This window comes from Amycolatopsis sp. 3B14, assembly GCF_050958625.1.
Classification (GTDB): Bacteria; Actinomycetota; Actinomycetes; order Mycobacteriales; family Pseudonocardiaceae; genus Amycolatopsis_E; species Amycolatopsis_E thermoflava.
In genome coordinates, this window is record NZ_JBHZEN010000047.1 from 1 (window position 1) to 25,400 (window position 25,400).

At 71.5% G+C, this 25,400-nt stretch carries 22 protein-coding genes and 2 pseudogenes; 9 read left to right on the plus strand and 15 right to left on the minus strand.

Annotated elements, in window-relative coordinates; translation table 11 throughout:
• Positions 1 to 37 precede the first annotated feature (37 nt).
• From ACCP09_RS25305 to purD, 8 genes and pseudogenes are all read right to left on the minus strand, one after another.
• Positions 38 to 253: pseudogene (locus tag ACCP09_RS25305) on the minus strand (transglycosylase SLT domain-containing protein); the annotation flags it as partial.
• A 1,671-nt stretch (positions 254 to 1,924) separates the two neighbouring features.
• Positions 1,925 to 2,224, minus strand: a pseudogene (locus ACCP09_RS25310) (WXG100 family type VII secretion target); the annotation flags it as partial.
• A 1-nt stretch (position 2,225) separates the two neighbouring features.
• Positions 2,226 to 2,570 (minus strand): hypothetical protein, encoded by a 345-nt coding sequence (locus ACCP09_RS25315; protein ID WP_063630515.1) that lies wholly within the window; start codon positions 2,568 to 2,570, stop codon positions 2,226 to 2,228.
• A 67-nt stretch (positions 2,571 to 2,637) separates the two neighbouring features.
• Positions 2,638 to 3,369, minus strand: a complete 732-nt coding sequence (locus tag ACCP09_RS25320) for an ESX secretion-associated protein EspG (protein WP_027933358.1) — start codon at positions 3,367 to 3,369, stop codon at positions 2,638 to 2,640.
• Positions 3,366 to 4,922, minus strand: coding sequence for a PPE domain-containing protein (locus ACCP09_RS25325; protein WP_433750843.1), 1,557 nt, complete (start codon positions 4,920 to 4,922; stop codon positions 3,366 to 3,368). The genes ACCP09_RS25320 and ACCP09_RS25325 overlap by 4 nt, the downstream gene beginning before the upstream one ends.
• Before the next feature lie 8 nt (positions 4,923 to 4,930).
• Positions 4,931 to 5,512, minus strand: a complete 582-nt coding sequence (locus tag ACCP09_RS25330; protein ID WP_433750846.1) for a DUF3558 domain-containing protein — start codon at positions 5,510 to 5,512, stop codon at positions 4,931 to 4,933.
• The gene (locus tag ACCP09_RS25335) at positions 5,496 to 5,906 is read right to left on the minus strand and encodes a type VII secretion target (protein WP_017985721.1); all 411 of its coding nucleotides are present in this window, start codon (positions 5,904 to 5,906) and stop codon (positions 5,496 to 5,498) included. Before ACCP09_RS25335 ends, ACCP09_RS25330 begins: the two co-directional genes overlap by 17 nt.
• Before the next feature lie 64 nt (positions 5,907 to 5,970).
• Entirely contained in the window at positions 5,971 to 7,254 is a 1,284-nt protein-coding gene (gene purD / locus ACCP09_RS25340; protein ID WP_433750849.1) for a phosphoribosylamine--glycine ligase, read from the minus strand.
• Positions 7,255 to 7,421: 167 nt separating this feature from the next.
• Here purD and ACCP09_RS25345 point away from each other — a divergent pair, with 167 nt between their 5' ends.
• From ACCP09_RS25345 to ACCP09_RS25355, 3 genes are all read left to right on the plus strand, one after another.
• The gene (locus ACCP09_RS25345; protein ID WP_433750961.1) at positions 7,422 to 8,489 is read left to right on the plus strand and encodes a glycerophosphodiester phosphodiesterase; all 1,068 of its coding nucleotides are present in this window, start codon (positions 7,422 to 7,424) and stop codon (positions 8,487 to 8,489) included.
• Positions 8,490 to 8,689: 200 nt separating this feature from the next.
• Positions 8,690 to 10,222 (plus strand): DHA2 family efflux MFS transporter permease subunit, encoded by a 1,533-nt coding sequence (locus ACCP09_RS25350; protein WP_027933363.1) that lies wholly within the window; start codon positions 8,690 to 8,692, stop codon positions 10,220 to 10,222.
• A 301-nt stretch (positions 10,223 to 10,523) separates the two neighbouring features.
• Positions 10,524 to 12,176: a Na+/H+ antiporter gene (locus ACCP09_RS25355; protein ID WP_027933364.1), complete on the plus strand. Its 1,653-nt coding sequence runs from the start codon at positions 10,524 to 10,526 to the stop codon at positions 12,174 to 12,176.
• Here the strand turns inward: ACCP09_RS25355 and ACCP09_RS25360 are convergent.
• On the minus strand, positions 12,157 to 13,020 hold the full coding sequence (locus ACCP09_RS25360) for an LLM class flavin-dependent oxidoreductase (protein ID WP_433750964.1): 864 nt from the start codon (positions 13,018 to 13,020) through the stop codon (positions 12,157 to 12,159). The two genes, ACCP09_RS25355 and ACCP09_RS25360, sit on opposite strands and share 20 nt — an antisense overlap.
• Positions 13,021 to 13,107: 87 nt before the next feature.
• Between ACCP09_RS25360 and ACCP09_RS25365 the strand changes: the two genes are divergently transcribed.
• Positions 13,108 to 13,545: a MarR family winged helix-turn-helix transcriptional regulator gene (locus tag ACCP09_RS25365; protein ID WP_431902066.1), complete on the plus strand. Its 438-nt coding sequence runs from the start codon at positions 13,108 to 13,110 to the stop codon at positions 13,543 to 13,545.
• Positions 13,546 to 13,564: 19 nt separating this feature from the next.
• Here ACCP09_RS25365 and ACCP09_RS25370 read toward each other — a convergent pair whose 3' ends face one another.
• Positions 13,565 to 14,476 carry an LLM class F420-dependent oxidoreductase gene (locus tag ACCP09_RS25370; protein WP_433750854.1) on the minus strand — a complete coding sequence of 304 codons (912 nt, stop codon included), beginning with the start codon at positions 14,474 to 14,476 and terminating at the stop codon, positions 13,565 to 13,567.
• 96 nt (positions 14,477 to 14,572) lie between these two features.
• Here ACCP09_RS25370 and ACCP09_RS25375 point away from each other — a divergent pair, with 96 nt between their 5' ends.
• Positions 14,573 to 15,061 carry an OsmC family protein gene (locus ACCP09_RS25375; protein ID WP_027933369.1) on the plus strand — a complete coding sequence of 163 codons (489 nt, stop codon included), beginning with the start codon at positions 14,573 to 14,575 and terminating at the stop codon, positions 15,059 to 15,061.
• Here ACCP09_RS25375 and ACCP09_RS25380 read toward each other — a convergent pair.
• Complete coding sequence (locus ACCP09_RS25380; RefSeq protein WP_020423309.1) at positions 15,058 to 16,344, minus strand: adenylosuccinate synthase; 1,287 nt, start codon at positions 16,342 to 16,344, stop codon at positions 15,058 to 15,060. The genes ACCP09_RS25375 and ACCP09_RS25380 overlap by 4 nt on opposite strands.
• Before the next feature lie 54 nt (positions 16,345 to 16,398).
• On the opposite strand from ACCP09_RS25380, the gene ACCP09_RS25385 reads away from it, so the two are divergent.
• A complete protein-coding gene (locus tag ACCP09_RS25385) occupies positions 16,399 to 17,067 on the plus strand; it encodes a hypothetical protein (RefSeq protein WP_433750859.1) in 669 nt (222 codons plus the stop codon).
• Between the two features lie 96 nt (positions 17,068 to 17,163).
• The gene (locus ACCP09_RS25390; protein ID WP_017985711.1) at positions 17,164 to 17,796 is read left to right on the plus strand and encodes an HNH endonuclease family protein; all 633 of its coding nucleotides are present in this window, start codon (positions 17,164 to 17,166) and stop codon (positions 17,794 to 17,796) included.
• A gap of 680 nt (positions 17,797 to 18,476) precedes the next feature.
• Here the strand turns inward: ACCP09_RS25390 and ACCP09_RS25395 are convergent.
• Both ACCP09_RS25395 and ACCP09_RS25400 read right to left on the minus strand, forming a co-directional pair.
• A complete protein-coding gene (locus tag ACCP09_RS25395) occupies positions 18,477 to 20,315 on the minus strand; it encodes an FAD/NAD(P)-binding protein (protein WP_378332837.1) in 1,839 nt (612 codons plus the stop codon).
• Positions 20,316 to 20,373: 58 nt separating this feature from the next.
• Positions 20,374 to 21,024: a TetR/AcrR family transcriptional regulator gene (locus ACCP09_RS25400; protein WP_037322782.1), complete on the minus strand. Its 651-nt coding sequence runs from the start codon at positions 21,022 to 21,024 to the stop codon at positions 20,374 to 20,376.
• A 66-nt stretch (positions 21,025 to 21,090) separates the two neighbouring features.
• Here ACCP09_RS25400 and ACCP09_RS25405 point away from each other — a divergent pair, with 66 nt between their 5' ends.
• Entirely contained in the window at positions 21,091 to 22,308 is a 1,218-nt protein-coding gene (locus ACCP09_RS25405; RefSeq protein WP_433750864.1) for a lipase family protein, read from the plus strand.
• 11 nt (positions 22,309 to 22,319) lie between these two features.
• On the opposite strand, the gene ACCP09_RS25410 is transcribed toward ACCP09_RS25405, so the two are convergent.
• Positions 22,320 to 22,727: a DUF3151 domain-containing protein gene (locus tag ACCP09_RS25410; RefSeq protein WP_027933374.1), complete on the minus strand. Its 408-nt coding sequence runs from the start codon at positions 22,725 to 22,727 to the stop codon at positions 22,320 to 22,322.
• A gap of 322 nt (positions 22,728 to 23,049) precedes the next feature.
• Between ACCP09_RS25410 and ACCP09_RS25415 the strand changes: the two genes are divergently transcribed.
• Positions 23,050 to 24,228 (plus strand): hypothetical protein, encoded by a 1,179-nt coding sequence (locus ACCP09_RS25415; RefSeq protein ID WP_433750867.1) that lies wholly within the window; start codon positions 23,050 to 23,052, stop codon positions 24,226 to 24,228.
• Here ACCP09_RS25415 and fbaA read toward each other — a convergent pair.
• On the minus strand, positions 24,221 to 25,252 hold the full coding sequence (fbaA, locus tag ACCP09_RS25420) for a class II fructose-bisphosphate aldolase (RefSeq protein ID WP_017985705.1): 1,032 nt from the start codon (positions 25,250 to 25,252) through the stop codon (positions 24,221 to 24,223). The genes ACCP09_RS25415 and fbaA overlap by 8 nt on opposite strands.
• Positions 25,253 to 25,400 lie beyond the last annotated feature (148 nt).

Below are 25,400 nucleotides of genomic sequence, written 5' to 3' on the forward strand. Positions count from 1 at the left end.
GCGACGGGATGACCACCCAGCACTGTTTGTTCGCGGGCTAGTAGCCCTGGTAGCCGCCGCCTGCGGCCATCGCCTTCAGGCCGGGATGCCCCTCAAAACCGCCGTACCTGCTGAACGTGTACCGCACCCCGGCGATGATGTTGTCGACCGGGTTGTAGATGTCGTCGTGGCCGGGCAGTTTGTGCGCGTTGAACGTCGAGTCGATGCACTGCATCAACCCCTTCGACGGGTGTCCCTTCTCGGCGTTCGAGTTGCCCGTGAGGAAGACGTGGTCGCCCTCGCGTGCCGTCCACGTGCCGAGGTCCGTCGTCACGCACCACACGTCACCGCGGCCCGCGTCCCCGGTCTTCAGGAACGCGCCGGTGATGATCGGGGTGTTGAGGTGCAGCGACGCTTCGGCCTGCCAAGTCTCCGGTTTCGTCGCGCGCCGGGAGTGCAGGACGCGGGGGCGCTTGCCCGACAGGTAGGCGGCGAGCGTCGCGGCTTCCAGCACCGTGCCGGGTGCCTGGTAGACCACCACGCGGCCGGCCGTCACCGTGCCTTCGGCGTCGACGAGCGCGTCGAGCCACGCGGTGCGCTGCTCCGCCGACATGGCCAGCACCTGCCGGACTGCGTCCGACTTCGGGTGGCCCGCCCGCGCGAGCAGCTCGCGAGCGTAGCCGGGGTCGAGCCGGAACTGGTGGCGCGGCCCGCAACCACCTCGGTCGTCGATGTACACGGCGTGGGGCACCCCGGCCAGAAGCTCACGCAGCTTGGCCACCATCGGCGGCTTCGACTGTGCGATCGACATGCTGGGCCGGTGCCGGCGGGTCTCCACGTGCCCGTCGCCGGCGATCCAACCCAGGATGGCGGCCTCGCGTTCGGTGACGTCCAGACCGGACGGCGTGTCGGCCGGTGCGGCGAGCAGCAGCCGGTCGCGGCTGGTGAGTTCGCGGCTCGTGACGAACCTGCCTTCGGTGGTGTGCACGTTCCGCTGGGCGCCTGTCGCGATGTCGTGAACCTTCCGGCGGTGCACCGCGACCCCGTTCGCCGGTTGCACCCGGCCGCGCGGCTCCCAGCCGCATTCCGGGCAGCGCACCGGCAGGTCCGGCCGCGTCACGTGCACGCGGGGGAAGCTCAGCCAACGGTGGTTGGGCGTCGTGCGGGCGGACCAGCGTGAGTTGTGCAGCCGGACCAGCGGGGCGTCCGCGTGGTGCACCACCCGCGTGATGCGCGTCCACCGGCTGCGGCCAGTCTCCCGGTCGTATCCGATCGTCTCGTCGCCGATCCGGACGTCGTCGTGCTTCAGCCATCCGCGGCGGGTCAGGATCATCGTGTCCAGCGGCACGCAGTCCCAAAGGTTGATTGCGTTTGGATTGCCGCCCGACTCCTTTTCGATGATCGTCCAGATCTTGTCGATGTCGGCTTCCGTGACCGGCACGCCGGCGGCCTGCAGGATGCGGATCGCCTCTTCGATCCACTGCCGCACGTTTCCCGGGGGCTGGCTGCTGGGCGGTCCGCCGCTCGGGCCCAGACCACCTCCGCCACGCGAGCCCCCACCGCCACCGCCGCCGGAACGCAGTCCGCCGGTGCTCTGCATCGTCTTCGGCTTGCCGCCCAGCGGGGGCGCCGACGCGTACCCGCCCTGGACCTCCTTGCGCACCAGGCCCATCACCCGGTTGATCTGCTCGTTCGCGCTGCCCAGCAGCCCCTGGATCTGGTCCCGGGCGCCGGCCGCGATGCCGCTCGTCTTCTGCGCGTTCGCGGCCATGATTTCGGCCGACGTCGGCGAGGGCATCGTGGCGCCCGGTTTGCCCTCGCGCACCTCGCGTTCCATCGCCTCGGCCGCGTTCGCGTTGGTCACCGCGTCGCTGTTGGCCTTCTCGATGTCCGCCTGCGCCTGCTGCCGGATCGTGTCGATCCGGCCCTTGACGTCGGCCAGCGACGTCTGCAGGCCGGACAGCTCCCGCGCGACCTCGTCGAGGTGGTCGTTGACCTTCTTGCCCGCGTCGCCGATCTGCTTGACGTAGGCGAAGAACGCGTCGGCCGCGGGACCGGTCCACGTGCCGCCGCCCAGCGCCGCCGTCGCGTTCCGCAGCGCCACCGAGTGGTCCGCCGAGTCCTTCGACGCCTGCGTGAACTGGTCCGCGACGGCCTGGATCCCCGCCGGGTTCAGCTTCTCGACCTGCTGCGCGCGGGCCACCACGTCGTTCCATTCGGGCGGCATCCCGGGTGCGGCGACCATGTCAGACCCGCAGGCTTCCGTCCTTGACGGTCACGCTGTCGCGTGCCGCGTCGTCGGTCTCGCGCAGCGCCCGCGCCGCGTCGCGCAGGGCGCTGCCGGTCGACGTCATCAGCTCGGCAGCCGCGTCGAACTGCTTGTGCACGCCGTCGCGCAACGACCCCAGCGCGTCGACCATGCCGTCCGACGGGTGCTCGCCCGGCTCCAGCTCGTCCGGGCGCTTGATGGCCCCGAACGGGTTCTCCCCGGTCACGCCCGTGACCTTGTCCTTGGCTTTCTTGAACTGCTCGTGGATGGCCTCGACCTGCCCGGCCACGTACTCGAGCGAATCCGGATCACTCTCAGGCACGTCGCTCACTGTAGGACGGTCGTCGCAGCCTGTACGCGGTTTCGGTCAAGTTCCACCATCCGGTGGTTCACACCTCGTCGAGCAGCTCCGCGACCCGGCTGACCAGCAGCTGGTTGTCGGCCGGCGCGACCGTCGCCCAGTCCTGCCCGCCCACCTGCAGCAGGTACCGGCCCGCGTCGGTGTCGTAGAACGCGACCACCCGGCCCGCGCGCCGCCCCTCCCGCTCGGCGCCGAACTGCCCGCGCGTGGTCATCCCGACCAGCATCCCGGCCAGCTCCTGCGCCTCCCACAGCTCGACACCCCGGTCCTCCAGGGCCGTGACCAGCGACTTCGGGTCGCCCTTCGCGTCCGCGTCGGCCGCCCGCAGCGTGCTGTGCGGCAGGCTCACCGAGTGCCCGACGCCGGCCGGCTGCTCACCGGCCACCGACACCGCCGACTCGGCCAGCGCGTTCGGCCGCGCCGGGATCAGCCACACCTCGCCCGAGTCCACCACCGCGAGCAGCGCCTGGCTGCCGTTGGTCACCGCGAGGCCGCGGATCTCCCGGTCCGTCCACACCCACACATCGATCGCGACCTGCGGGTTCGCCAGCAGCGTCGCCATGTCGACGATCTCGCCCACGGCGCGCTGCCCGCGCGCGAGCCCCCGTTCGGCGAGCATCTCCCAGGCGCGGCCCGCGAGCTGCCGCCGCTCGGTGTGGGTGCGGCCCGCACTCGGCACCCGCAGTGCCGGGTGGGCGCGGGGCAGACGCAGGCTCTCCCACAGGACGTCGAACTCGAGCGTCGTCAGGACGAGGCTCATCGGTCGCCGATCGTGTCCGGTGAGACGTCCCGCCGGTCGGTGAACAGGTCGTTGTCGTCGACGCCGAAGCGGCGGACGTGCCCAGCGTCCTCCTCGCCGTCCTGGGGCGCGGCGGGTTCCAGGATCGACCGGGTGGTCGCCGAGTCGGGGGTGTGGCCGCCGCGCCGGGCGAGGCGGGCTTCCTCCTCCTCGGGCAGGTCGTCGGAGGGGATCTGGTGAATGCGGTTGCCCGCGGTGTTTCGTCCGACTCGGCTCTGCCGTTCGCCCTCGCCCGCCAGCGCGCCGCTCGCCCCGGCCGCGCCGAGCGCGGGGGCGGCTTCGGCGAGCCCGCTGAGCCCGGAGGGCGCCCGCACGGCGGCGAACCCGGGGCCGACCGCGTTGGGGGAGGTGGTGGAGGGCGGCATGGCGCCCGCGGAACGACCCCTGCCGAGCGCTTCTTCGGCAGGTGTTGCTGCGCTGAACCCGCTTCCCGGGTTCCCTCCGGGAACAGCAGCGGAGCGACCTCCTGCACCGTGGACCTGCCCGGCGCCCGGTTGCCCGGTGGAGCCGGGCCGGGCGCCTACGGCGGAACCAGTGTTGGGAAGCGCCCGCCCGCCGGTCGCGGCGCCGGACTGGCCACCGGCGGTCTTCGATTCGGGCGAACCCGACGCCCGGCGCTCCCCGGCGAAGCCGGCTCCGCCGGGGGAACCAGCGCCGCCGGCAACTGATCCGGTGGGCGCGGTCGAAGCGGGGCGTCCACCGGTCGTCCCACGGCCCGCGCCCGTCGGGGCGACACCGGCGATCGGGGCGGCACCCGCAGCCGGAGCGGCAGGCACGCCCATCGGCGGTGTCGGGATGTCCACTCGCGCCGGCGTCACGTCCTTCGTGCCCTGGGCCTGGGTCGGCGCGTTGTCCGGCAGCGATGGCACCGGCGCCGACGACCCGCCGATCCCCGCCACCACACCGGTCCCCGGCGCGGACAGCAGCGAGACCGGCGCCGGTGCGTCCACAGTGGACGTCGAGCCCAGGTAGTTGCCGCTGTCGTGGGCGTAGGCGTTGAGCGCGTCCACCGCCTGAGCCTTGGCCTCCTCGGCGGTGCGCACGTCGGCCGCGTGATCGGTCTCGAACCCGAACAGGCTGAACACCGTGTCGCCGAAGGTGTAGCCGCCTGCCTTGCGCAGGTCCTCCGGCGCGGGCAGCTTGTTCCTGGTCCGGGTGAAGGCCTCGGCCTGCTCGTACATCATCTGCGCGGCCTGCTCGACCTTCGCCGTCGCCTCACCGGAGAACCCGGCCTCCCGCGCGACGACCGAGGACGCCTGCCCGGCCGCGCGGCTCTGCCACTCCACGCCGAGCGCCTTCAGCTGGGTCCGCAGCGCCTCCTCGGTGTCGGCGAGCGCGCCGGAGATCGACTTCAGCGCCTCGACGGCCCCGGTGATGCCCGACGGGCCCGCGCCGTCCCGGAACTTCTCCACCACCTGCGCGAGCTGCTCCGGCTGGTAGCCGTCGAACCGCTGGTCGCGCAGCTTCGCCACGAGCGTCGGGATGTCGTACTTGCTGCTGTCGAACGTGGCCACGCCACACCTCACTTCAGCGTTTCGAGCGTCTGGACGGCCAGCTTCGCGACGTTCGTCGCCATGTCGCACAACTGCTGCTGGGTGAACGAGCGGTCGTCGGGCGCCATCTGGGCGCGCAGTGTCTGGCCCGTGGCGACGCCGACGAGCGTCTCGCAGTCCTGGATCCCCTCGCTGGGCGCGTAGTTCACCAGCGCGGGGAACCCGGGCACCGCGACCGGCTGCTGGACCATGCTGGTCCGCCGGTGCGCGCCGGTGCGCCAGTCCTCGATGTCGGCGTTGCCGATGACCTCGAGGTAGTAGGTGTACGTCGGCGGCCTGGCGTCGACGTCGAAGGCGCAGGTCGGGCCGTCGCGCCGGCTGTCTTCCGGCAGCGTGCGGGGCGCGCCGTTTTCGCCGAGCTGGTCCAGCTGGGCGGACGTGAGCAGGGCGCACGGGTCGGCGTCCCGCAGCGGCAGTTCGCGTTGCCGGGCGGGCAGTTCGGGCGGCTCGTGGCCCGGCCGGGTGGCGGGCCCGGCGACGCCGGACACGGTCGACGTGCAGCCGGACACCACGAGCGCGGCCGCGACGACCGTCCTAGGCAGGGCCGGCACCGCGGTCCCCCAGCGCGATGACCTTCTCCTCCTCGCCGGCCTGGTAGGCCTGCGCGGCCTGCCGGAGCTGCGCGGCCAGGTCACGCAGGTTGCGGACGTAGGCCTGCACGCGCGCCGCGTAGGAGTCCTCGCCGCGGGCCACCAGCCGGTTCCACGCGTCGGTGGCGGTGGTGCTGATGACGTCCTCGGCGGGTGCGGTGATGTTGAGGTCGATCAGCTTCTGCCGGATGCGGTCGTCGAGGGCGTCGGCCTGCTCGTTGACGACCTGCGCGACCAGCAGCACCTTGTCCGGGTCGACCCGCAGGTCGTGGGGCACCGACGGCACGGTCGCGCCGAGGGCGCCGAGCGTGGGTGCGAGACCCTGGCCGGCGCCGCGCAGGTCGTCCTCTGCCACAACTCACTCCCCGGGTACGGACGGTAACCGACCAGTTCCGGTAGGAAGGCTACCAACCCGGGTGTCAGCTCGGGCCGGAATTCGCCGAAGCACCCGGCACGGTGATCTCGCCGCGGGCGGCCTTCAGCCCGATGTCGGTGCGGTGGTGCGAACCGGACAGGTGCACCTTCGCGACCCGCTCGTAGGCCTGGGCGCGGGCCGCGTCGAGGTCCTCGCCGACGCCGACCACGGACAGCACCCGGCCACCGTGGGAGACCACGGCGCCGTCGTCGCGGCGGCGCGTGCCCGCGTGCAGCACGCCCTCGGACTCGGCGCCGGTGATCACGTCGCCCGCGCGCGGCACGCCGGGGTAGCCGTCGGCGGCGATCACGACGGTGACCGCGGAGCCCGGGTGCCACTCCAGCGGCGGGTGCTCGGCGAGGGTGCCGGTCGCGGTCGCGTGCAGCAGCCCGGCCAGCGGGGTGGCCAGCAGCGCGAGCACGACCTGGGTTTCCGGGTCGCCGAACCGGCAGTTGAACTCGATGACCTGGGGGCCGTCGGAGGTGATCGCGAGGCCCGCGTAAAGCAGGCCGGAGAACTCGGCGCCGCGGGCGGCCATCTCGTCGACCACCGGCTGGACGATGTCGTGCACGATGTCGTCGACCAGGCCCGCGGGCGCCCACGGCAGCGGCGCGTAGGCGCCCATGCCGCCGGTGTTGGGGCCGGTGTCGCCGTCGCCGACGCGCTTGAAGTCCTGCGCGGGCAGCAGCGGCACCACGGTGCGGCCGTCGACCAGGCAGAACAGCGACACCTCCGGCCCGTCGAGGAACGACTCCAGCAGCACCGGGTGGCCGCCGTCGAGCAGCTTCATCGCGTGCGCGCGCGCCGCGTCGCGGTCCGGGGTGACGACGACGCCCTTGCCCGCGGCCAGCCCGTCGTCCTTGACCACCCAGGTCGGGCCGAAGCGGGACAGCGCCTCGTCGAGCTTGGCCGGGTTGTCCACGATCTCGCTGCGCGCGGTCGGCACCTTCGCGGTGGCCATCACGTCCTTGGCGAACGCCTTCGAGCCCTCGATACGGGCCGCGGCGGCGGACGGGCCGAAGACCGGGATGCCGGCCTTGCGGACGGCGTCGGCCGCGCCGGCGACCAGCGGCACCTCGGGCCCGATCACCACGAGGTCGGCCTGCCAGCGCTTCGCCAGCTCGGCGACCGCGGCCGGGTCGGCCACGTCGACACCGAGCTGCTCGGCCAGCGCCGCGGTGCCGGCGTTGCCGGGCGCGCAGGCCAGCGCGGTGACAGCCGGGTCGTGGGACGCGGCGAGGAGCAGGGCATGTTCGCGGGCACCGGACCCGATTACGAGGACGCGCACAAACCCTGAGCCTAGACGCCGGGCATCGGCACGTGCCGTTTACCCGCCCGCCAGCCACCCGACGTCCACCCGTGTGGCTGCCGTAGCACTCGGCGGTGAGAGTGGCGCGGAGATCCCTTTCGTCCCCACAGGAGGTTCCCGTGCGGAGAAGACTCGCCGCCCTGGCGTTGTCCGGCCTGTTCCTGGTCGGCGCCGCCGGCGTCACCAGCGCGAGCCAAGCCGCCCCGGCTGACAAGGAGCGTGCCGAACCAGTGGTCGTCGGACACCGGGGCGCGCCCGGCTACCGGCCGGAGCACACGCTGGCCTCCTACGAGCTGGCCTACCGCCAGGGCGCCGACTGGGTCGACGTCGACCTCGTGCCCACCAAGGACGGCCAGCTCGTCGCCCGGCACGAGAACGAGATCGGCGGCACGACCGACGTCGCCGCCCACCCCGAGTTCGCCAACCGGAAGACCACCAAGGTCATCGACGGTGTCGCGCTGACCGGCTGGTTCACCGAGGACTTCACGCTCGCCGAGCTGAAGACCCTGCGCGCCACCGAGCGCATCCCGGACATCCGCCCGGACAACAAGATCTACAACGGCCGGTGGCAGATCGCGACGTACCAGGAGGTGCTGGACCTCACCAAGCGCCTCGGCCGCGAACTGCACCGCACGCTGGGCACCTACCCGGAGATCAAGCACTCCACCTACTTCGCCTCGATCGGCAACCCGACCGAGCCGAAGCTGGTCGACCTCCTCAACCGCAACGGCCTGAACAAGCACAACGCGCCGGTGATCATCCAGTCGTTCGAGGTGGCCAACCTCAAGGCGCTGAGCAAGCAGGTGAAGGTGCCGCTGGTGCAGCTCACCTCGGCCACCGGCGCGCCCGCCGACTTCGTCGCGAGCGGCGACAAGCGCACCTACGCCGACCTGGTCACCCCGGCCGGGCTCAAGGAGATCTCCACCTACGCCGACTACCTCGGCCCGGAGAAGGCGCAGATCATCCCGCGGACCGCGGCGGGCGCGCTCGGCGCGCCGACCTCGCTGGTGAAGGACGCGCACGACGCGGGACTGAAGGTCGTGCCCTACACCTTCCGCAACGAGAACAGCTTCCTGCCTGCCAACCTGCGCTCGTCGGCCGACCCGTCGGCGTGGGGCGACGTCTTCGCCGAGCTGGACGCGTTCCTCGCCACCGGCATCGACGGCCTGTTCGCCGACCAGCCGGACACCGCGCTGGTCGCCGTCCGGTCCTGAGTGGACGACGCGGGCACGGCCACGCGCCGTGCCCGCGTTTTCGCTTTCCGCTGAAGTGATCCCGACCACTCGAAAAGTCTTCGCGTCATAGCCTGTCGCCCGGCTAGTCTCAGAGTGGACTGAGGGGGATTTGCGCTTTTCTTCGGGGTTTCCTCCTGCGGTCGGCCCTGCCCGCTCGTAGACCTTGGACGGACCACTTCATGACCACTGCTTCGGAACCAAGACCCGCGGACGCCGACAAACTCGACAGCGCCGTGCTGAAGGTCGCCGCCGTCGTCGTGCTCGGCAGCGTGATGGCCATCCTCGACACCACCGTCGTCAACGTCGCGCTCCAGGCGCTGACGCTGGAGTTCGAGACCTCGTTCGACACGATCCAGTGGATCGCGACCGGGTACATGCTGGCGCTGGCCACGGTCATCCCGGTCACCGGCTGGGCGTGCGACCGGTTCGGCACCAAGCGCCTCTACATGCTGGCGATCACGTTCTTCCTGGTCGGCTCCGCGCTGGCCGGGGCGGCGTGGGACATCGAATCGCTGATCGTGTTCCGGGTCCTGCAGGGCCTCGGCGGCGGCATGCTGATGCCGGCGGGCATGACGATCCTGACCAAGACCGCGGGCCCGCACCGCGTCGGCCGCGTGATGGCCGTGCTCGGCGTGCCGATGCTGCTCGGCCCCATCGGCGGCCCGATCCTGGGCGGCTGGCTGGTCGACTCGGTGAGCTGGCGCTGGATCTTCTACATCAACGTGCCGATCGGCATCGTCGCGATCCTGCTGGCGTGGCGGCTGCTGCCGAAGGACGAGCCGCGACCGGCCGAGAAGTTCGACTTCGCCGGCATGGTGATGCTGTCGCCGGGTCTCGCGGCGCTGATCTACGGCGTGTCGAACATCCCGCACCACGGCGGCGTCGGCGCGACCAACGTCTGGCTGCCGGGGATCATCGGGATCGTGCTGATCGTGGCCTTCATCGTGCGGGCGCTGAAGGTCGCCAACCCGCTGGTCGACCTGACCCTGTTCCGCAACCGCACGTTCAGCATCGCGATGGTGACCATGACCCTGTTCATGATCGCCTTCCTCGGGTCGATGCTGATCCTGCCGACCTACTTCGTCCTGGTGCGCGGCGAAAGCGCGCTGCAGGCCGGTCTGCTGCTGGCGCCGCAGGGCATCGGCGCGATGATCACCATGCCGATCGCGGGCAAGCTGGTCGACAAGATCGGCGCGGGCAAGGTCGTGCTCCCCGGGATCGTGCTGATCATCGCGAGCGTCGCGGTATTCACGCAGGTCGGCGCCGACACGTCCTACCTGCTGCTGATGGGCGCGCTGTTCGTGATGGGTCTCGGCATGGGCATGAGCATGATGCCGATCAGCACCGCGGCGCTGCAGACGCTGACGCAGCGCACGGTGGCGCGCGCCTCGACGGCGATGAACATCGTGCAGCAGACCGCCGGTGCCGTGGGGTCGGCCATTGTGTCGATCATCCTGGCCAGCCTGCTCGCCGGGAAGTTCGGCGTGGCGACGAGCGAGGGCCAGCTCGCCGCCACGGCCGCGCTGATGAACCCGGCGACGCACGACGCCGCCGCGGTGGCCAGCGCGGACGCCTTCGCGTCGACATTCACCTGGACGCTGGTGCTGGTGGCGCTGTGCCTGATCCCGGCGCTGTTCCTGCCGAAGAAGCCGGCGCTGCCGCCGGAGGAGGACGCCGCCGAGGGCGCCCCGCCCGCGGTGATGATGCACTGACGTTTCTTTCGGAAGGGCCCGGGCTGCGCTGAACTGCTGCCCGGGCCCTTTTTCGTGTAGCCGCCGCGAGTCCGGCACCCGGCCCGGCGGGTTCCGTGCTCGGCTCGGCGAGTTCCGCACCCGGCCCGGCGGGCTCTGCGCTCGGGTTGGCGGGTTCCGTGCCTGGGTTGGCGAGTTCCCCGCTCGCGCACGCGAGTTCCCCGCTCACGGGCGCGAGTTCCCCACTCGCGCGGGTCCCGCGCGCCGCCGCGCGCTCGTCACTCACCGGGTGGAGCGCGGCTCGCTGGGTAAGCATCTACCCATGGAGCTCCTGACCTTGATGGGCGTGCTCGCCGGCGCGCTCGGTCTCACCGCGATCGCCCGGCGGTTCAACCTGTCGGCGCCCCTGCTGGTCGTTGTGGCGGCGCTGGCGGTGTCGTTCATCCCGGGCGTGCCGCGGGTGCAGATGGAGCCGGAGCTCATCCTCACCCTGGTCCTGCCGCCGCTGCTCTACTCCACCGCGCGGGAGAGCTCGTTCGCCCAGTTCAAGGCCGCCGCCCGGCCGATCATCGGGCTCGGGGTGGTCCTCGTCGTCGTCACGGCGCTCGTCGTCGGGTTCGTCGTGCACCTGCTGCTGCCGGACCTGCCGCTCGCCTCGGCGTTTGTGCTGGGCGCGGTCGTCGCGCCGCCGGACGCTGTCACGGCCGCCGCGATCGGCCGCCGTCAGCGGCTCCCGCGACGGCTGATGACCGTGCTCACCGGGGAGAGCCTGGTCAACGACGCCGCCGCGCTGACGCTGTACAAGATCGGTCTCGCGGCGGTGCTCGGTGCGGCGGGGTCGCTGGGCCACGGGTTCCTGGTGTTCCTCGTCGCCGCCGTGCTCGGGATCGGCGTCGGGCTCGCGGCGGCGGTGCTCGTCTCCTACATCCGGCGCAAGCTCGACGATCCGCTGATGGAGTCGGTCTTCGGCATCATCGTGCCGTTCGCCGTGTACGTCGTCGCCGAGCACCTGCACCCGTTCTCCGAGGACTTCAGCGGCTCGGGTGTGCTCGCGGTGGTCGCCGCCGGGTTGTACCTCGGCGACCGGTCGCTGTACGCGGGCTCGGCGACGCGGGTGCAGGACTCGTCGATCTGGGCGTCGCTGGACGTGCTGCTCGAAGCGCTCGTGTTCGCGTTGATGGGCCTGCAACTGCCGTTCGTGCTGGAGAGCGCCAACGAGAACGCGCGCGGCAACTGGCAGCTCTTCCTCTCGGCGATCGCCATCCTCGCGGTCACCATCGCCATCCGGATCCCGTACGTGTTCCTCAACGCCTACCTGCCGCACACCCTCCGGCTGTTCGGCCGGGAACGAGAACGGCCGCCGACGCGGAACCTGCTCGTGCTGTCCTGGGCCGGCATGCGTGGCGTGGTGACGCTCGCCGCGGCGGCCGGTGTGCCGCTGTCGACCCACGCCGGCCAGCCGTTCCCCGGCCGGGACGAGATCCAGCTGTTCGCGTTCGTCGTCGCGATCGGGACCGTGCTGATCCAGGGGCTCACCCTGCCCGCGGTGATCCGCAAGCTCGGCGTGCACGACAAGGACGACGCCGAGCAGGACGCGGAGGAGGAGATGGCGGCCCGCGAAGCGGCGATGCACGCGGCCGTGGCCCGGCTCGACGAGCTGGCCCCCGAACTGTGCCACCGGCTCGACATCCCGCCGGAGAAGGCCGACCGGCTGGTCAACCGGTTGCGGGCGCTGGTCGAGACCCGCTACCGGGGCGCCGTCGCGGCGATCTCGCTCAGCGCCGAGGAACGCGAGTCCAGTCCGCACGCCGCCTTCGTGCAGGCGCGCCGCGAACTGCTGCTCGTCCAGCGCGAGACGATGCTGGAGCAGCGGGCCGACGGCAAGCTCGACGACGAGGTGCTGCGCAAGGTCCTGCGCGAACTCGACCTCGAAGAGCTCGCCCTGTCGGACACCCTCACGGCACGGCTGTCGTGATCTCGTCGACCAGCCACCGCGCGGCGCCCGGCGGGTACGGCGGCCGCAGGCTCAGCACGATGTGGTCCATCCCGGCGTCGGCGAGCCGTCGCACGAGCTCGCGTGAGCTCGCCGGGTCGTCGTAGGACACGATCAGCTGCACGGACCGCTCGATCTCGCGTGGATCGCGGCCGATCTCCGCGCACTGCCGGTCGAGGACCCGGTTCCGCTCGGCGACGAACTCGACGCTGTTGTGCGGCGGCCCCGGGAGGTTCCACGCGTCCGCGTGCTCGGCCACCAGCCGCAGCATCCGGGTGCCCCAGCCGCCGATCAGCAGCGGCGGTCCCGGGCGCTGCACCGGCTTCGGTTCGTTCCGCGTGCCGGTCAGCGTGTAGTACCGCCCGTCGAAGTCGAAGCGGTCCCGCGTCCACATCAGCTTGAGGATCTCGATGCTCTCCGCGAGCCGGCCGAGGCCCTCGGCGGGCGGCACGAGGGTGAGGCCGTAGGCGGCGTACTCCGCGATGGCCGGGTTTTCGCCAGGAATACCACCCGCCCCGGCCGGCTGATGCGTGCCACCCGCGCCGAGCCCGACGACCAGCCGGCCGCGGGAAACGACGTCCAGCGTGCTGGTGATCTTGCCGAGCATCGCCGGGTGGCGGAGCCGGTTGCTGGACACCAGCAGTCCCAGCCGCAGCCGCTCGGTCTGCGCGGCCAGTGCGGTGAGCAGCGTCCAGCCTTCGTGGACCGGACCGTCCGCGGGCCCGGCGAGTGGCAGGAGGTGGTCCCAGAGCCAGGCGTCCTCGATCTGCGGCAGGCCGTCGGCTTCCTGCCAGACCCGCAGGATCTCGTCGTAGGAGACGTGCATGGGGGTGGTTTTCAATCCGAAGCGCACATCGTCAAGCTAGCAGATGATCAGGCGAGCTGACGATCAGCTTTTAGATAGGCTGCGGGCATGGCGGGTGAACCTCCCGAGGTGCTGACCGGGCGGCTCGGCTATCTCCTCAAGCACACCCAGTTGGAGTTGACCGCGGCGGTGGCGCGCGCGCTCGAACCGTTCGGGCTCGACGGCCGTGAGCTGGCGGTGCTGGCCGTGCTGGCGGCCGAGTACCCGCTGTCGCAGCTCGCCGCCGCCGAGCGGCTCGGCGTCGACCGCACCACGATGGTCGCGCTGGTGGACGTGCTGGAGGACAAGGGTTTCGTCGAGCGGCGCCGCAGTCAGGAGGACCGGCGGAAGAACATCGTCGAGCTGACCGGCCTCGGCCGGGAGACCCTCGACAAGGCAGAGCGCGCGCGGGGCGAGGCCGAACGCGAGTTCCTCGCCCCGCTCGGCAAGGCGGGCGCCGATCGCCTGGTCGGCGACCTGCGCGCCCTCCTCACCACAGATCGGTGAACCTGATCGGCAGGTCGCGTCACTTCCCGGACAGTTCTCCCAGCAACCGCCAGGTGCGCCGCTGGTCCTCGGCGCTGCCCAGGTCGGTCTGGGTGAACACCACCTCGGTGGCCCCGGCGTCGAAGTAGCGCCGGATCTCGGCGGCGACGGTCTCCTCGTCGCCGATGACCGCCAGCTCACCGGCTCGCGACGCGCCCTCCAGGCCGATGACCCGCTGGTAGGACGGGATCCGCTCGTAGAACGCGAGCTGCTCGACGGCGTTGGCGCGCACCCGCTCGACGTCGGAGGTGACCACGCCCGCCACGAAGGCGATGACGCGTGGCTGCCCGCTCGCGGCGGCGGTGATGGCCGGGACGATCTCGCCGGCCAGCACCTTCGGCCCGGCCAGGTAGGGCAGGGTGCCGTCGGCGAGTTCCCCGGTGGCCCGCAACGCCTGCGGCCCCATCGCGGCGACCAGCAGCGGCACCGGGTCCGCGCCGGGAACCGCGGTCGGCAGCGGCGGCACAGCGGTGAGGACCTCGCCGCGGAAGTCGGCGGTGCCGGTGGTGAACAGCTCGCGCAGCACGGTCAGGAACTCGCGCAACCGGGCCACCGGACGCTCGTAGGTGAGGCCGAAAGTGCTTTCCAGCAGGCCTTTCGCGCCCAGCGCCAGCCCGAGCTGAAACCGCCCGTGCGTGGCGGCCTGCGCGGTCTGGGCCTGGCTGGAGATCAGCAGCGGGTGCCGTCCGAAGATCGGGATCGCCGACGTGCCGACGGACAACTCCGGCACCTCGCGCCCGACGACGGTCGCCAGCGCGGCCGCGTCGTAGTCGAACCGCTGCCCGAACCACACCGACCTCAGCCCGTCGGCCGCCACCTGCTTCGCCTGCGCCACGATCGCGTCGACGTAGTTGGTCGCCGTCGCGGTGGCCAGCGCCACTCCGATGCTCATGATCACCGGCAACGGCGGCCGGGTGGCGCCGATTCCCGCGTCCCAGGTCGTGGGAGCCCTCGCGGCGGGCGGGGCACTCCCGTCACCGTGATGACCATGTCGCTCACCGATGTCATCGAGGGAACCCGCCAGGCCGTCTCGGCCGATCCCGCCAACGCCGCCGTCTCGTTCACCGTCGACCACCAGCTGGTCACCGGAACCCAGGTCGACGTGAAGGTGCGGGACCACGCCTTCCGCGTCGACGAACCGGCGCCGCTGGGCGGCACGGACACCGCCGCCAACCCGGTCGAGTACGCGCTGGCCGCGCTCGGCTCGTGCCAGGTGATCACGTACCAGTTCTGGGCCGCCAAGCTGGGCGTGCCGCTGACCTCGGTGAAGGTCACCGTCGAGGGCGATCTCGACCTGCACGGCTTCTTCGGCTTCAACGAGACCCGCCCCGGCTTCACCGACGTGCGGGTGACGGTCGACCTGGACGGCCCGGCGACCCGCGAGGCCTACGAGGACCTCAAACGCCAGGTCGACGAGCACTGCCCGGTGCTCGACCTGTTCCGCAACCCGACCCCGACGAAGACCGCCCTGGCCTAGAGGAATTCGTGGCGGACGATGGTCTGCTCGCGGCCCGGGCCGACGCCGATGGCCGAGACCCGGGCCTGCGACAGCTCCTCGATCCGCTCCACGTACGCCCGCGCGTTCGCCGGCAGCTCCTCGAACGTCCGGCAGTGCGAGATGTCCTCCCACCAGCCGGGCAGCTCCTCGTAGATCGGCACGGCGTGGTGCACGTCGGTCTGCGTCATCGGCATGTCCTCGGTGCGGAAGCCGTCCACCTCGTACCCGACGCAGATCGGCACCCGCTCCAGGCCGGACAACACGTCGAGCTTGGTGAGGAAGTAGTCGGTGATCCCGTTGACCCGCGTGGCGTACCGGGCGATCACCGCGTCGAACCAGCCGGTGCGGCGCGACCGCCCGGTGGTGACGCCGAACTCGCCGCCCGCCTTGCGCAGGTGCTCGCCCATCGCGTCGTTCAGCTCGGTCGGGAACGGGCCCGACCCGACGCGCGTGGTGTAGGCCTTGAGGATGCCGAGCACGGTGCCGATGCGGCCCGGCCCGATGCCCGACCCGGCGCTCGCGCCACCCGCGGTCGGGTTCGACGACGTGACGAACGGGTAGGTGCCGTGGTCGACGTCGAGCAGCGTGCCCTGCGACCCCTCCAGCAGCACCGTCTCGCCCTTCTCCAGGGCCTTGTTCAGCTGCAGCCGCGTGTCGGCGATGCGGTGCGCGAACTTCTCGCCCGCGGCCAGCACCTCGTCGGCCACCTGGTCGGCGTCGAGCGCCTTGCGGTTGTAGACCTTGACCAGCACCTGGTTCTTGAACTCCAGGGCCGCCTCGACCTTCTGGCGGAAGATCTTCTCGTCGAGCAGGTCCTGCACGCGGACGCCGACGCGGGCGATCTTGTCCTGGTAGCACGGGCCGATGCCGCGGCCGGTGGTGCCGATCTTGCGGCTGCCGAGGTAACGCTCGGTGACCTTATCGATCGCCACGTGGTACGGCATGATCAGGTGCGCGTCGGCGGAGAGCAGCAGGCGGCTGGTGTCCACGCCGCGCTTCTCCAGGCCGTCCAGCTCGTCGAGCAGCACGCCGGGGTCGACGACCACGCCGTTGCCGATCACGTTCGTCACGCCCGGCGTGAGGATCCCGGACGGGATGAGGTGCAGGGCGAAGTTCTCCCCGTTGGGGAGCACGACCGTGTGACCGGCGTTGTTGCCGCCCTGGTAGCGGACGACCCACTGGACGCGGTCGCCGAGCAGGTCGGTGGCCTTGCCCTTGCCTTCATCGCCCCACTGGGCACCGATGAGCACGATGGCCGGCATGTGACACTCCAGGTATTCGGCAACAGGAAATTCAGCGCAGGCAAATGCCGGTGCATGAGCGTAACGGAGGACCCGGTGGCGCGGGGAACGGTGCTGGCTTGCGGGTCTGGTTCGTCACTCCTTCGCAACGAGCCGGGAGTGCGGGAAGTGCCCGCGCGCCCCGGCCGGAACGACGTGGATCCCCTGCTAGAGGGCACTTCCGGGGAGCCGTTGATCGTCGTCGGCACGGATGCGGACCTCGCCGCGGTCGTGGTGCGGATCATGCGGAAGAACCGGTTGGGGGACACGCCGGTGGGATACGTGCCGACCGATCCGGGCTCGCCGGCGGCGCGGCTGTGGGGGCTGCCGTCGGACCCGTCGGAGGCGCTCGCACTAGCCCGGAAGGGTGAGCCGCGGCCGCGGGTGCTCGTGCGGGACGACAGTGGCGGAGTCCTGGTGGGTGAAGCGGCGGTAGGTCCGGTCACCGGCGAGGCATACTGTGACGACACGGTCGCGTTCCGTGGCTCGGCGCGGTCGTTCGTGGTCCGGCCCGGCGCGGAGGGCGTCGACGTGCGGGTGACCCGGGGGCTGTTCCGGCGGGTCACCGAGGCGTCCGGGCGGGCTTGCCAGCTGGGCTGCCACCCGGCGGAAGTGGTGCAGAACGGGGTGCCCCACCCGCGGCCGGTGACCCGCTGGACCTGGTATCGGCACACCGAGGACCTGCTGGCGATCACTGATAGTTAACCTACTGTCGTCGGTAAATCACCCACAGGTATTGCTTTCGCCATCTTCATGTTCGACCTTCGGAGGGTCCTCACCGATCACCCGAAGGCGGCACCTATGCGCATCGCCCGAAACTCGCTGATCGTCCTGGGCCTCTCGGCCCTGTTCACCACCGGCCTCGCGACCGGCACCGCGGTGGCGGAGCCGCCGAACATCCCGTCCGAGACCACCGCCCGCTCCGAGCTGGCGGCGCTGACCGTCCAGGCGGACGGCACGTCCACCGGTTACTCGCGCGACAAGTTCCCGCACTGGGACGACCAGGGCGGCAGCTGCAACACCCGCGAGGTCGTGCTGAAGCGGGACGGCACGAACGTCGTCACCGACTCCAGCTGCGCCGCCACGTCGGGCACGTGGAAGAGCCCGTACGACGGCGCCACCTGGACCGCCGCTTCCGACGTCGACATCGACCACGTCGTGCCGCTCGCCGCAGCGTGGCGGACCGGCGCGTCGGCCTGGACCACCGCCAAGCGCGAGGCGTTCGCCAACGACCTGACCAACCCGCAGCTGATCGCCGTCACCGACAACGTCAACCAGGCCAAGGGCGACAAGTCGCCCGACGAGTGGAAGCCTCCGCTCACCGGCTACTGGTGCACCTACGCGAAGATGTGGATCGACGTGAAGTACGAGTGGCAGCTGACGATCGACAGCGCGGAGAAGGCGGCGTTGACGGAGATGCTGGACCGCTGCTGAGCCACGGGATTCGCATTCGGTTTCCCGTTGATCCAGGCCGTGTGGCCGAAGATCGCGGCCCACCGCGCCGGGGGTGGTGCGGTGCGTCAGTACCGCGGTGGGCAGCGTCCCGCGCACGGGCCGGTCCGCCGGTGGTGAATGCTGGTCGAGCCGGCCCCGGAACTGCAACCGGGACGTTCACGCCCGGGGCCGGTGGCAGGCCGCCGCCCGCTGGTACCCGGGCGGCGGCCCGCCGCGCCCCGGGGCCCGCCAGCGCAGGCCCCGGAAACTGAACCTTGCGATGCCAGGCGCACCGGTCCGCCCCGCTTGGCGCCCCCCGCGCCCGGCACCCTGCCGCGCCTCCGCCGAGATCACCCACCAGTCGCATGATCTTCCGCGCGGCCGCTTCGTTCTGCCTGAAGGAAGCGGCCGTTCGTCCGCGGGCGGGCGATCCGCGCCTCGCACTGCCGCGGTGGGCAGCGTCCCGCGCACGGGCCGGTCCGCCCGTGGGTGAATGCTGGTCGAGCCGGCCCCGGAACTGCAACCGGGACGTTCACGCCCGGGGCCGGTGGCAGGCCGCCGCCCGCTGGTACCCGGGCGGCAGCCTGCCGCACTCCGGGGCCCGCGAGCGCCAGCGCCGGCTCCAGAACTCAACCGACCGCGCCAGCCACTCCGGCCCGCGCCCGGCCGCGGCTCACGAATCACCCCACCAGCCGCAGGATCTCCCGTGCCGCCGCGTCGTTCTGCCGGAACGACGGGCCGTTCGTGCGCGGGCGGGTGAACGCCGCCGCCGAGCGGGCGCTCGTGTGCGGCCCCAGCGCGAACCGCCGGGGCTGCGGGCGGCCCGCCGCGTCCAGCAGCCGCCCGTCCGACACCCGCGTCGAGATGCGGCCCGACGGCAGGTCCCGCACGTGCTCCTCCGCCAGCTCGCCCGCGCCCCGCAACTGCGCCAGCAACCCGTCCGACGCCCGCGAAACACTGGGCGCCGGCAGTCGCGCCTCGATCAGCGTCCGGGCCGTCACCGAACCCGGGAAGCTGCCCGACGACGCCACGAACCCCTCCGGCGACAGGGAAATCGAGACGTCCGCCCCCAGGAACGACACCACCCCGGCCTGGTGCAACGCCAGCAACTCGTGCAACCGCCGCGGCGGGGGGCCGCTCGCGTAGTACGAGAAGAACCCGTGCCACCAGCCATCCACATCGGACACGTTCAGCGCGCCGGACGCGGTCAGCGCCGGCATCTGCTGGTACGCCGACAACAAAGCCATGAACGCACCCAGATCCGCCGAATACGCCGGGTCCGCCCGCCGCGCCAGGTCCGCCTCCACATAGGACCTCAGGTGCTTCCCGAACTCCTCCGCCGTCTCGAACCGCAGGCCCGCCAACGGCCGGTCCAGCCGCTCCAGGTCGAGCCGGTCCTCCTCGGCAGGCACCGCCCGCCGCACCAGCGCCCGCATCTCCGCGCTGTCCCACGCGAAATCCGCGAAGCAGCGGGAAAAATCCTCGAACGACATCAGCACCCGCGATGGATGACCGGTGAACAGCTCGCTGTAGTACCCCCACGCCAGCTCCTTCGCGACGTGCGGCCACACGTCGGCGCGGAAGTCGAGGTGCCGGTCCCGCGCCAGCAGCTCCGCAACCCGCTCCGGACCGAAGAACCGCGGCAGGCGCAGCGCCGATCCCTGCAACCGGTAACCGGGCTTCGCGTGATACGGCACCCCGCGCCGGGAACCGATGTGCAGCACCGGTTCCGCCCCGCTCGGGCGGTAGACCAGCCCGCCCGACCGCTCCTCGAACCGCCCGCCGCGGCCCTCGGTGAGCAACAGCATCAGGTCGACGAACGCCAGCCCGAACCCGCGCACCAGCACCGGCTCGCCCGGCGCGACGTGCTGGTAGTCGACGTCCGCCGTGTACCCCGCCGGGTAGTACGCCAGCCCGTGCGCGTCCGCGAACTCCGCCAGTTCCCGCTCACCCGAACCCGGTTCGGCGTCCAGGTGCCCGACCGCCAGCACGACGACGTCCACGTCCAGCGGCTCGTCCACACCGTCCAGCCACACGCGGGTGTCGTCGATCCGCGTCGCGCGCGTGCGGTGCTCCACCACCTCGATGCCCGGCGCCAGCCCGGCCAGTACGTGCCGGTACACCCAGTCCAGGTAGGCGCTCGCCAGCCGCCGCGTCGGAAAGGACGTGCCGCGCAACGCCGCGAGCTCGTCCCGCAGGTCCTCGGGCACGTCGTAGCGGATCCGCCCCGCGCGCACCTCCTGCGCCCACTGCCACAGCGACGGCCCCGTCCGGACCGGCCCGTCCATCGTCACCGTGTCGTCGGTGAACATCGTGACGTCCTCGGCCATCGAGTTCATCCGCAGCAACGGCGACTGCTCGTACCGCCAGATCCGGCCCGCGCCAGGCGGAAACGGGTCGATCAGGTGCACCACCAGCCCCGCGGGCCCGAGCAACTCGGCCGCGTTCGCCGACAGCCGCTCCAGCACGCCGACGCCACGCGGCCCCGCCCCCACGATCGCGAGCTGAGACGGCGCCATGCCTTCGACGCTACGGAAAGAACTCCCGCCCCGGCCCCGGTTCCCGCATCCTGGACACCTACCGGACGCGCGCGATGACCTCCGGCGCCTGGCTGTACAGCCGCAGCACGCCGCCGATCGTGAACTCGGTCAGCAGGTCGATCAACGCGTCGCGGTCCGGCGCGTCGCCGTTCCAGTTGAGCCGCACCAGCGATTCGACCATCGCGAAGTACATCGTGACCAGCGCGGTGTCCGCGCGGCCCGGTTCGACGCCGAACTCCGCCCACCGCTGCCCGCTCGCCTCGGTGTAGACCAGGGCCAGCCGCTTCCGCAGCCGGGACAACGCGAAATTGCCGGTGCGCTCGGCTTCCTGGAACAGCGGCAGCGCGTCCGGGTGCCCGGCGACGAAGTCGAACAGGTTCGCGTAGTTCTTGCGCGCCCAGCTCTTCAGATCCAGATCGGCGTCGCTCGCGCCGGCGGCGGCGATCGCCGCGTAGGCCTGTTCCTCCGCCTGTTCGACCACGGCGGCGAACAACGCGTTCTTGTCGCCGTAGAGCTCGTAGACCGCCTGCCGGGTCAGACCGGCCTCGCGGGCGATCTGTTCGATCGTGGCGCCCTGCAGGCCGCTCGTGGCGAACACGTGCCCCGCCGCGGCGAGCACGAGCGCGCGCTGTTCGGCGACCGGCAGCTTCCGGGGCCTGCCGGGGCCACGCTTTCGGGGCATTGACATGCCTGCCACCTCACCACAATCCTTTTCCGACATAGCTGTCGGAAAATAGCTCACCGGGGAGCGTTCATGCGCCTTTCGAATCGCCGGCTCGTGGCGATCGTGACCGCGGCGGTCGCCGCGCTGTCGTTGACGACCACGCCCGCCGGCGCCGTGACCTCCTCTGCTGACTTCTACGATCCGCCGGCCACCCTGCCGAGTGACAACGGCGCCATCATCCGTCACGCGCCGAGCGAGTTCTTCCTCGACCCGGTGAAACTGCTTCGCGCTCCCGCCGACGTCGAGCGGATCATGTACCGCAGCACGGACACGCACGGTGACGCCGTCGCGGTCACCGGAACCGTGCTGACGCCGAAGACGCCGTGGTACGGCGCGGGCGACCGGCCGCTCATCGCCTACGCGCCCGGCACGCAGGGCCTCGGCGACCAGTGCGCGCCGTCGAAGGCGCTGGCCGCGGGCGGGGAGTACGAGGGCCCGTTCATCGCCGGCCTGCTCGCGCGCGGCTACGCGGTGGTCGTCACCGACTACGAGGGCCTCGGCACTCCCGGCGTGCACACCTACGTCAACCGCACGGCCGAAGGCCACGCTGTCCTCGACTCGATCCGCGCGGCGCAGCAGCTACCGGGCGTGCCCGCAGACGGGCCGGTCGCGATCGCCGGCTACTCGCAGGGCGGTGGCGCATCCGCCGCGGCCGCCGAGCTGCAGCCGTCCTACGCGCCGGAGCTGGACCTCAAGGGCGCCTACGCGGGCGCGGTCCCGGCGGACCTCGCCGCGGTCGGCCGCAGCCTGGACGGCGCCTACGCCGTCGGCTTCCTGATGTTCGCGGTCGCGAGCGTCAACTACGCCTACCCCGAGCTGCGCATCACCGACGTCCTCAACGACCGGGGCAAGGCCCTCGAAGCGCAGGTCGAGGACGAGTGCACCGCCGAGTCGATCGTGAACCACGCCTTCACCCGCACCACCGACCTGACCGTCGACGGCCGCTCGATCGGCGAGTACCTGGCCGAGGAGCCGTACGCGTCGGTCGTCGAGGAGCAGCGGATCGGGACGCTCGAACCGGAGGTGCCGATGTACGTCGTGCACAGCGCGCTGGACGACATCGTGCCTTACGAGCAGGGCCGGACCATGGCCCGGAACTGGTGCGACGAGGGCGCCACCGTGCAGTTCGACACCCTCGCGGTGCCGACCCACGTCGGTGGCGCCGTCGCCGGCTACCCGGCCGCCTTCGCCTGGTTGGAAGGCCGGTTCGCGGGCAAGGCGGCACCTGACAACTGCGGGGAGTTCTAGATGGTGCGGATCTACTGGAGGCCGGTCGCCGCGGCGGCCGCCGGGTCGGAGTCGGCGATGAACTTCCGGCACCGCTCGTACTCCTCGGTCTCACCGAGGCGCTGGGCCGCCTTCGCGAGGGCGGCGAGGGCACGCAGGAAGCCCTGGTTCGGGCGGTGGTCCCAGGGGATCGGGCCGAAGCCCTTCCACCCGGCGCGGCGCAGCTGATCCAGGCCGCGGTGGTAGCCGGTGCGCGCGAAGGCGTAGGCGGGGACGAACTCGCCCGCCTCCAGCGCCCGCTCGGCCAGCGCCGCCCAGGCCTCGCTGAAGTCGGGGTGTTCGGCGGCCACGTCGGACGGGTCGGTGCCGGCGTCCATCGCGGCCTGCGCGTCCACGCGCTCGGGCAGCCGGGTGGGATCGGGTTCCAGCAGGTTCGTCATGCTGCCCAGTATCGGCGGCGGCGACTGGGTGCTTGTAAGCGGCGTCGGCCGGTGCCGCCGTGCAGGCGACCGGCTCCGCTACCGGCACCGGCACCCAGGCCGGGGACACGACCAGGTTTTCAGACGAACAGGCTTGCGAGGACCCCGCTGCCGAGGAGGACGAGAGCGGCGATCAGCACCGTGGCGACGAGACGTTTCGGCATCACGGGCGGACACGATGCCCGCCGCCGCGTGTGGACGCAAGCGTGTCACGCCTCAGGGTGAACCCTGAAATTCCGGCATCTCGCTCCGCCCAGCCCCGCCGACCGTGGATGATGTCCGCATGACGAAGGCGCTCGAGGGGGCCGCCGAGGGTGTCGCCGTGCCGCGCGGACCCATCGGCAAGACCAAGCTTTTCTTCGCCACCCACTGGGTGCGCGGGGTGCCGGGGCAGCCGACGCCCGAGTGGGTGCTGCGGTTCGCCTACGGCATGTGGCTGGTCGCGTTCACCTTCAAGGTGCTCGGCTCGTCCTGGGACATGTCGTGGCACTTCAAGTTCATCCGCGACGACTTCGCCCCGCCGCACCTGATCAACACGGTCGGCACCGGGATCGTCATCGTCCTCGTCGCGATCCACAGCTACACCGGGCTCGGCTGCGACCGCCGGTCGCTGCGGCTGATGCAGGCCGGGCTGGTGATGTTCCTGATCGCCGCGCCGCTGGACGTCATCAACCACCGGGTCAGCGGCCTCGACCTGACCGCGTGGAGCCCCACGCACATGCTGCTCTACATCGGCACCGGCGTGATGCTCGCCGGTGTCATCGACGGCTGGCTGAAGTCCGCGCCGCCGGGCCGGTTCCGCACGCTGGTGCTGACCGGGTTGTGGGTGTTCTTCCTGGAGAACACGTTCTTCCCGAACGGGCAGCAGGAGTACGGCATCATCAGCCTGCGGGCGTGGGAGCGCGGGGCGCCGGAGGCCGAGCCGTCGCTGCTGAGCTTCGCCGCCGAGCAGATCGGGCACCCGGTCGACCGGGTCGCGGTGCTGCACTTCGCGATGCCGATCGCCGACTGGGTCTACCCGCTGTGGGGCATCGGGGTCTCCGCGCTGGTGCTGGCGCTGGCGCGGCACACGATCGGCCGCGCGTGGGCGGCGACCGCGGTGGCCGCCGCGTACGTGGCCTATCGCGCGATCATCTGGCCGCTGCTGGTCGTGGGCACGTTCCCGGCCTCGGCGATCCCGTTCTACCTGCTCGCTGTCGGGCTCGCGGTGGACGTCGCGTTCCGGATCGGGCGGTCGCACCGGGTGCTGACGCCGCTGGCCGGCGGGCTGCTGGTGACCGCTTTCGGGTACGGCGCGTTGTGGCTGCAGGCGCAGCTGCGGCCGTGGCTGCTCGGCGACGCGCACACCGAGTCCGCGCCGCCGTTCGCCTACTGGCCTGCCCTCGTGGTGCTGGCCGGCCTGCCCGTCCTCTGGTGGGCCCTCACCCGGGTGAGGACCCACCGGGAGGTCGCGGTCAGCTGAGCTTCTGGCCCGCCGACTTGAGGTGCTCGGCGGCCTCGACGATGCGCTTGGCCATGGCGGCCTCGGCCTGCTTGAGGTAGCTGCGCGGGTCGTAGGTCTTCTTGTTGCCGACCTCGCCGTCGATCTTCAGGACGCCGTCGTAGTTCTTGAAGAAGTGGTCGGCGATCGGGCGGGAGAAGGCGTACTGGGTGTCGGTGTCGATGTTCATCTTCACCACGCCGTAGGACACCGCCTCGTGGATCTCGGACAGCAGCGAGCCGGAGCCGCCGTGGAAGACGAGCTCGAACGGCTTGCTGCCCTCGGCGAGGCCCAGCTTCTCGGCCGCGACCTGCTGGCCGCGCTTGAGCACCTCCGGGCGCAGCTTGACCGCGCCGGGCTTGTAGGCGCCGTGCACGTTGCCGAAGGTGGCGGCGAGCAGGTAGCGGCCCTTCTCGCCGGTGCCCAGCGCGTCGACGGTCTTCACGAAGTCGCCCTCGGCGGTGTAGAGCTTCTCGTTGATGTCGTTCGAGACGCCGTCCTCTTCACCGCCGACGACGCCGATCTCCACCTCGAGGATGATCTTCGCGGCGGCCGCCTTGGCGAGCAGCTCGGTGGCGATCTCCAGGTTCTCGTCCAGGTCGATGGCCGAGCCGTCCCACATGTGCGACTGGAACAGCGGGTTCTGGCCCTTGTTCACGCGCTCCTGGGACAGGGCGATCAGCGGGCGGACGAAGCCGTCCAGCTTGTCCTTGGGGCAGTGGTCGGTGTGCAGGGCGATGTTGACCGGGTACTTCTCGGCGACGACGTGCGCGAACTCGGCGAGCGCGGTCGCGCCGGTCACCATGTCCTTGACCCGGGTGCCAGAGGCGAACTCGGCGCCACCGGTCGAGATCTGGATGATCCCGTCGCTCTCCGCGTCGGCGAACCCGCGCAGGGCGGCGTTGAGGGTCTCCGACGAGGTCACGTTGATCGCCGGGTACGCGAACTCGCCCGCCTTGGCCCGGTCCAGCATCTCCGCGTAGACCTCGGGGGTGGCGATGGGCATCGTTGGTCCTCCTAGCTGTGGTTCGCCTTCCTTGCCCGAATCGTACGAGGTCGGCGGTGGGAGGACAGTGTGCTGGCTCTCTGCCGCGGAGGTCGGGAACGATCAAGTGAGAAAAGCCGCTCCGCCCTGGTGCGGGCGGAGCGGCTTC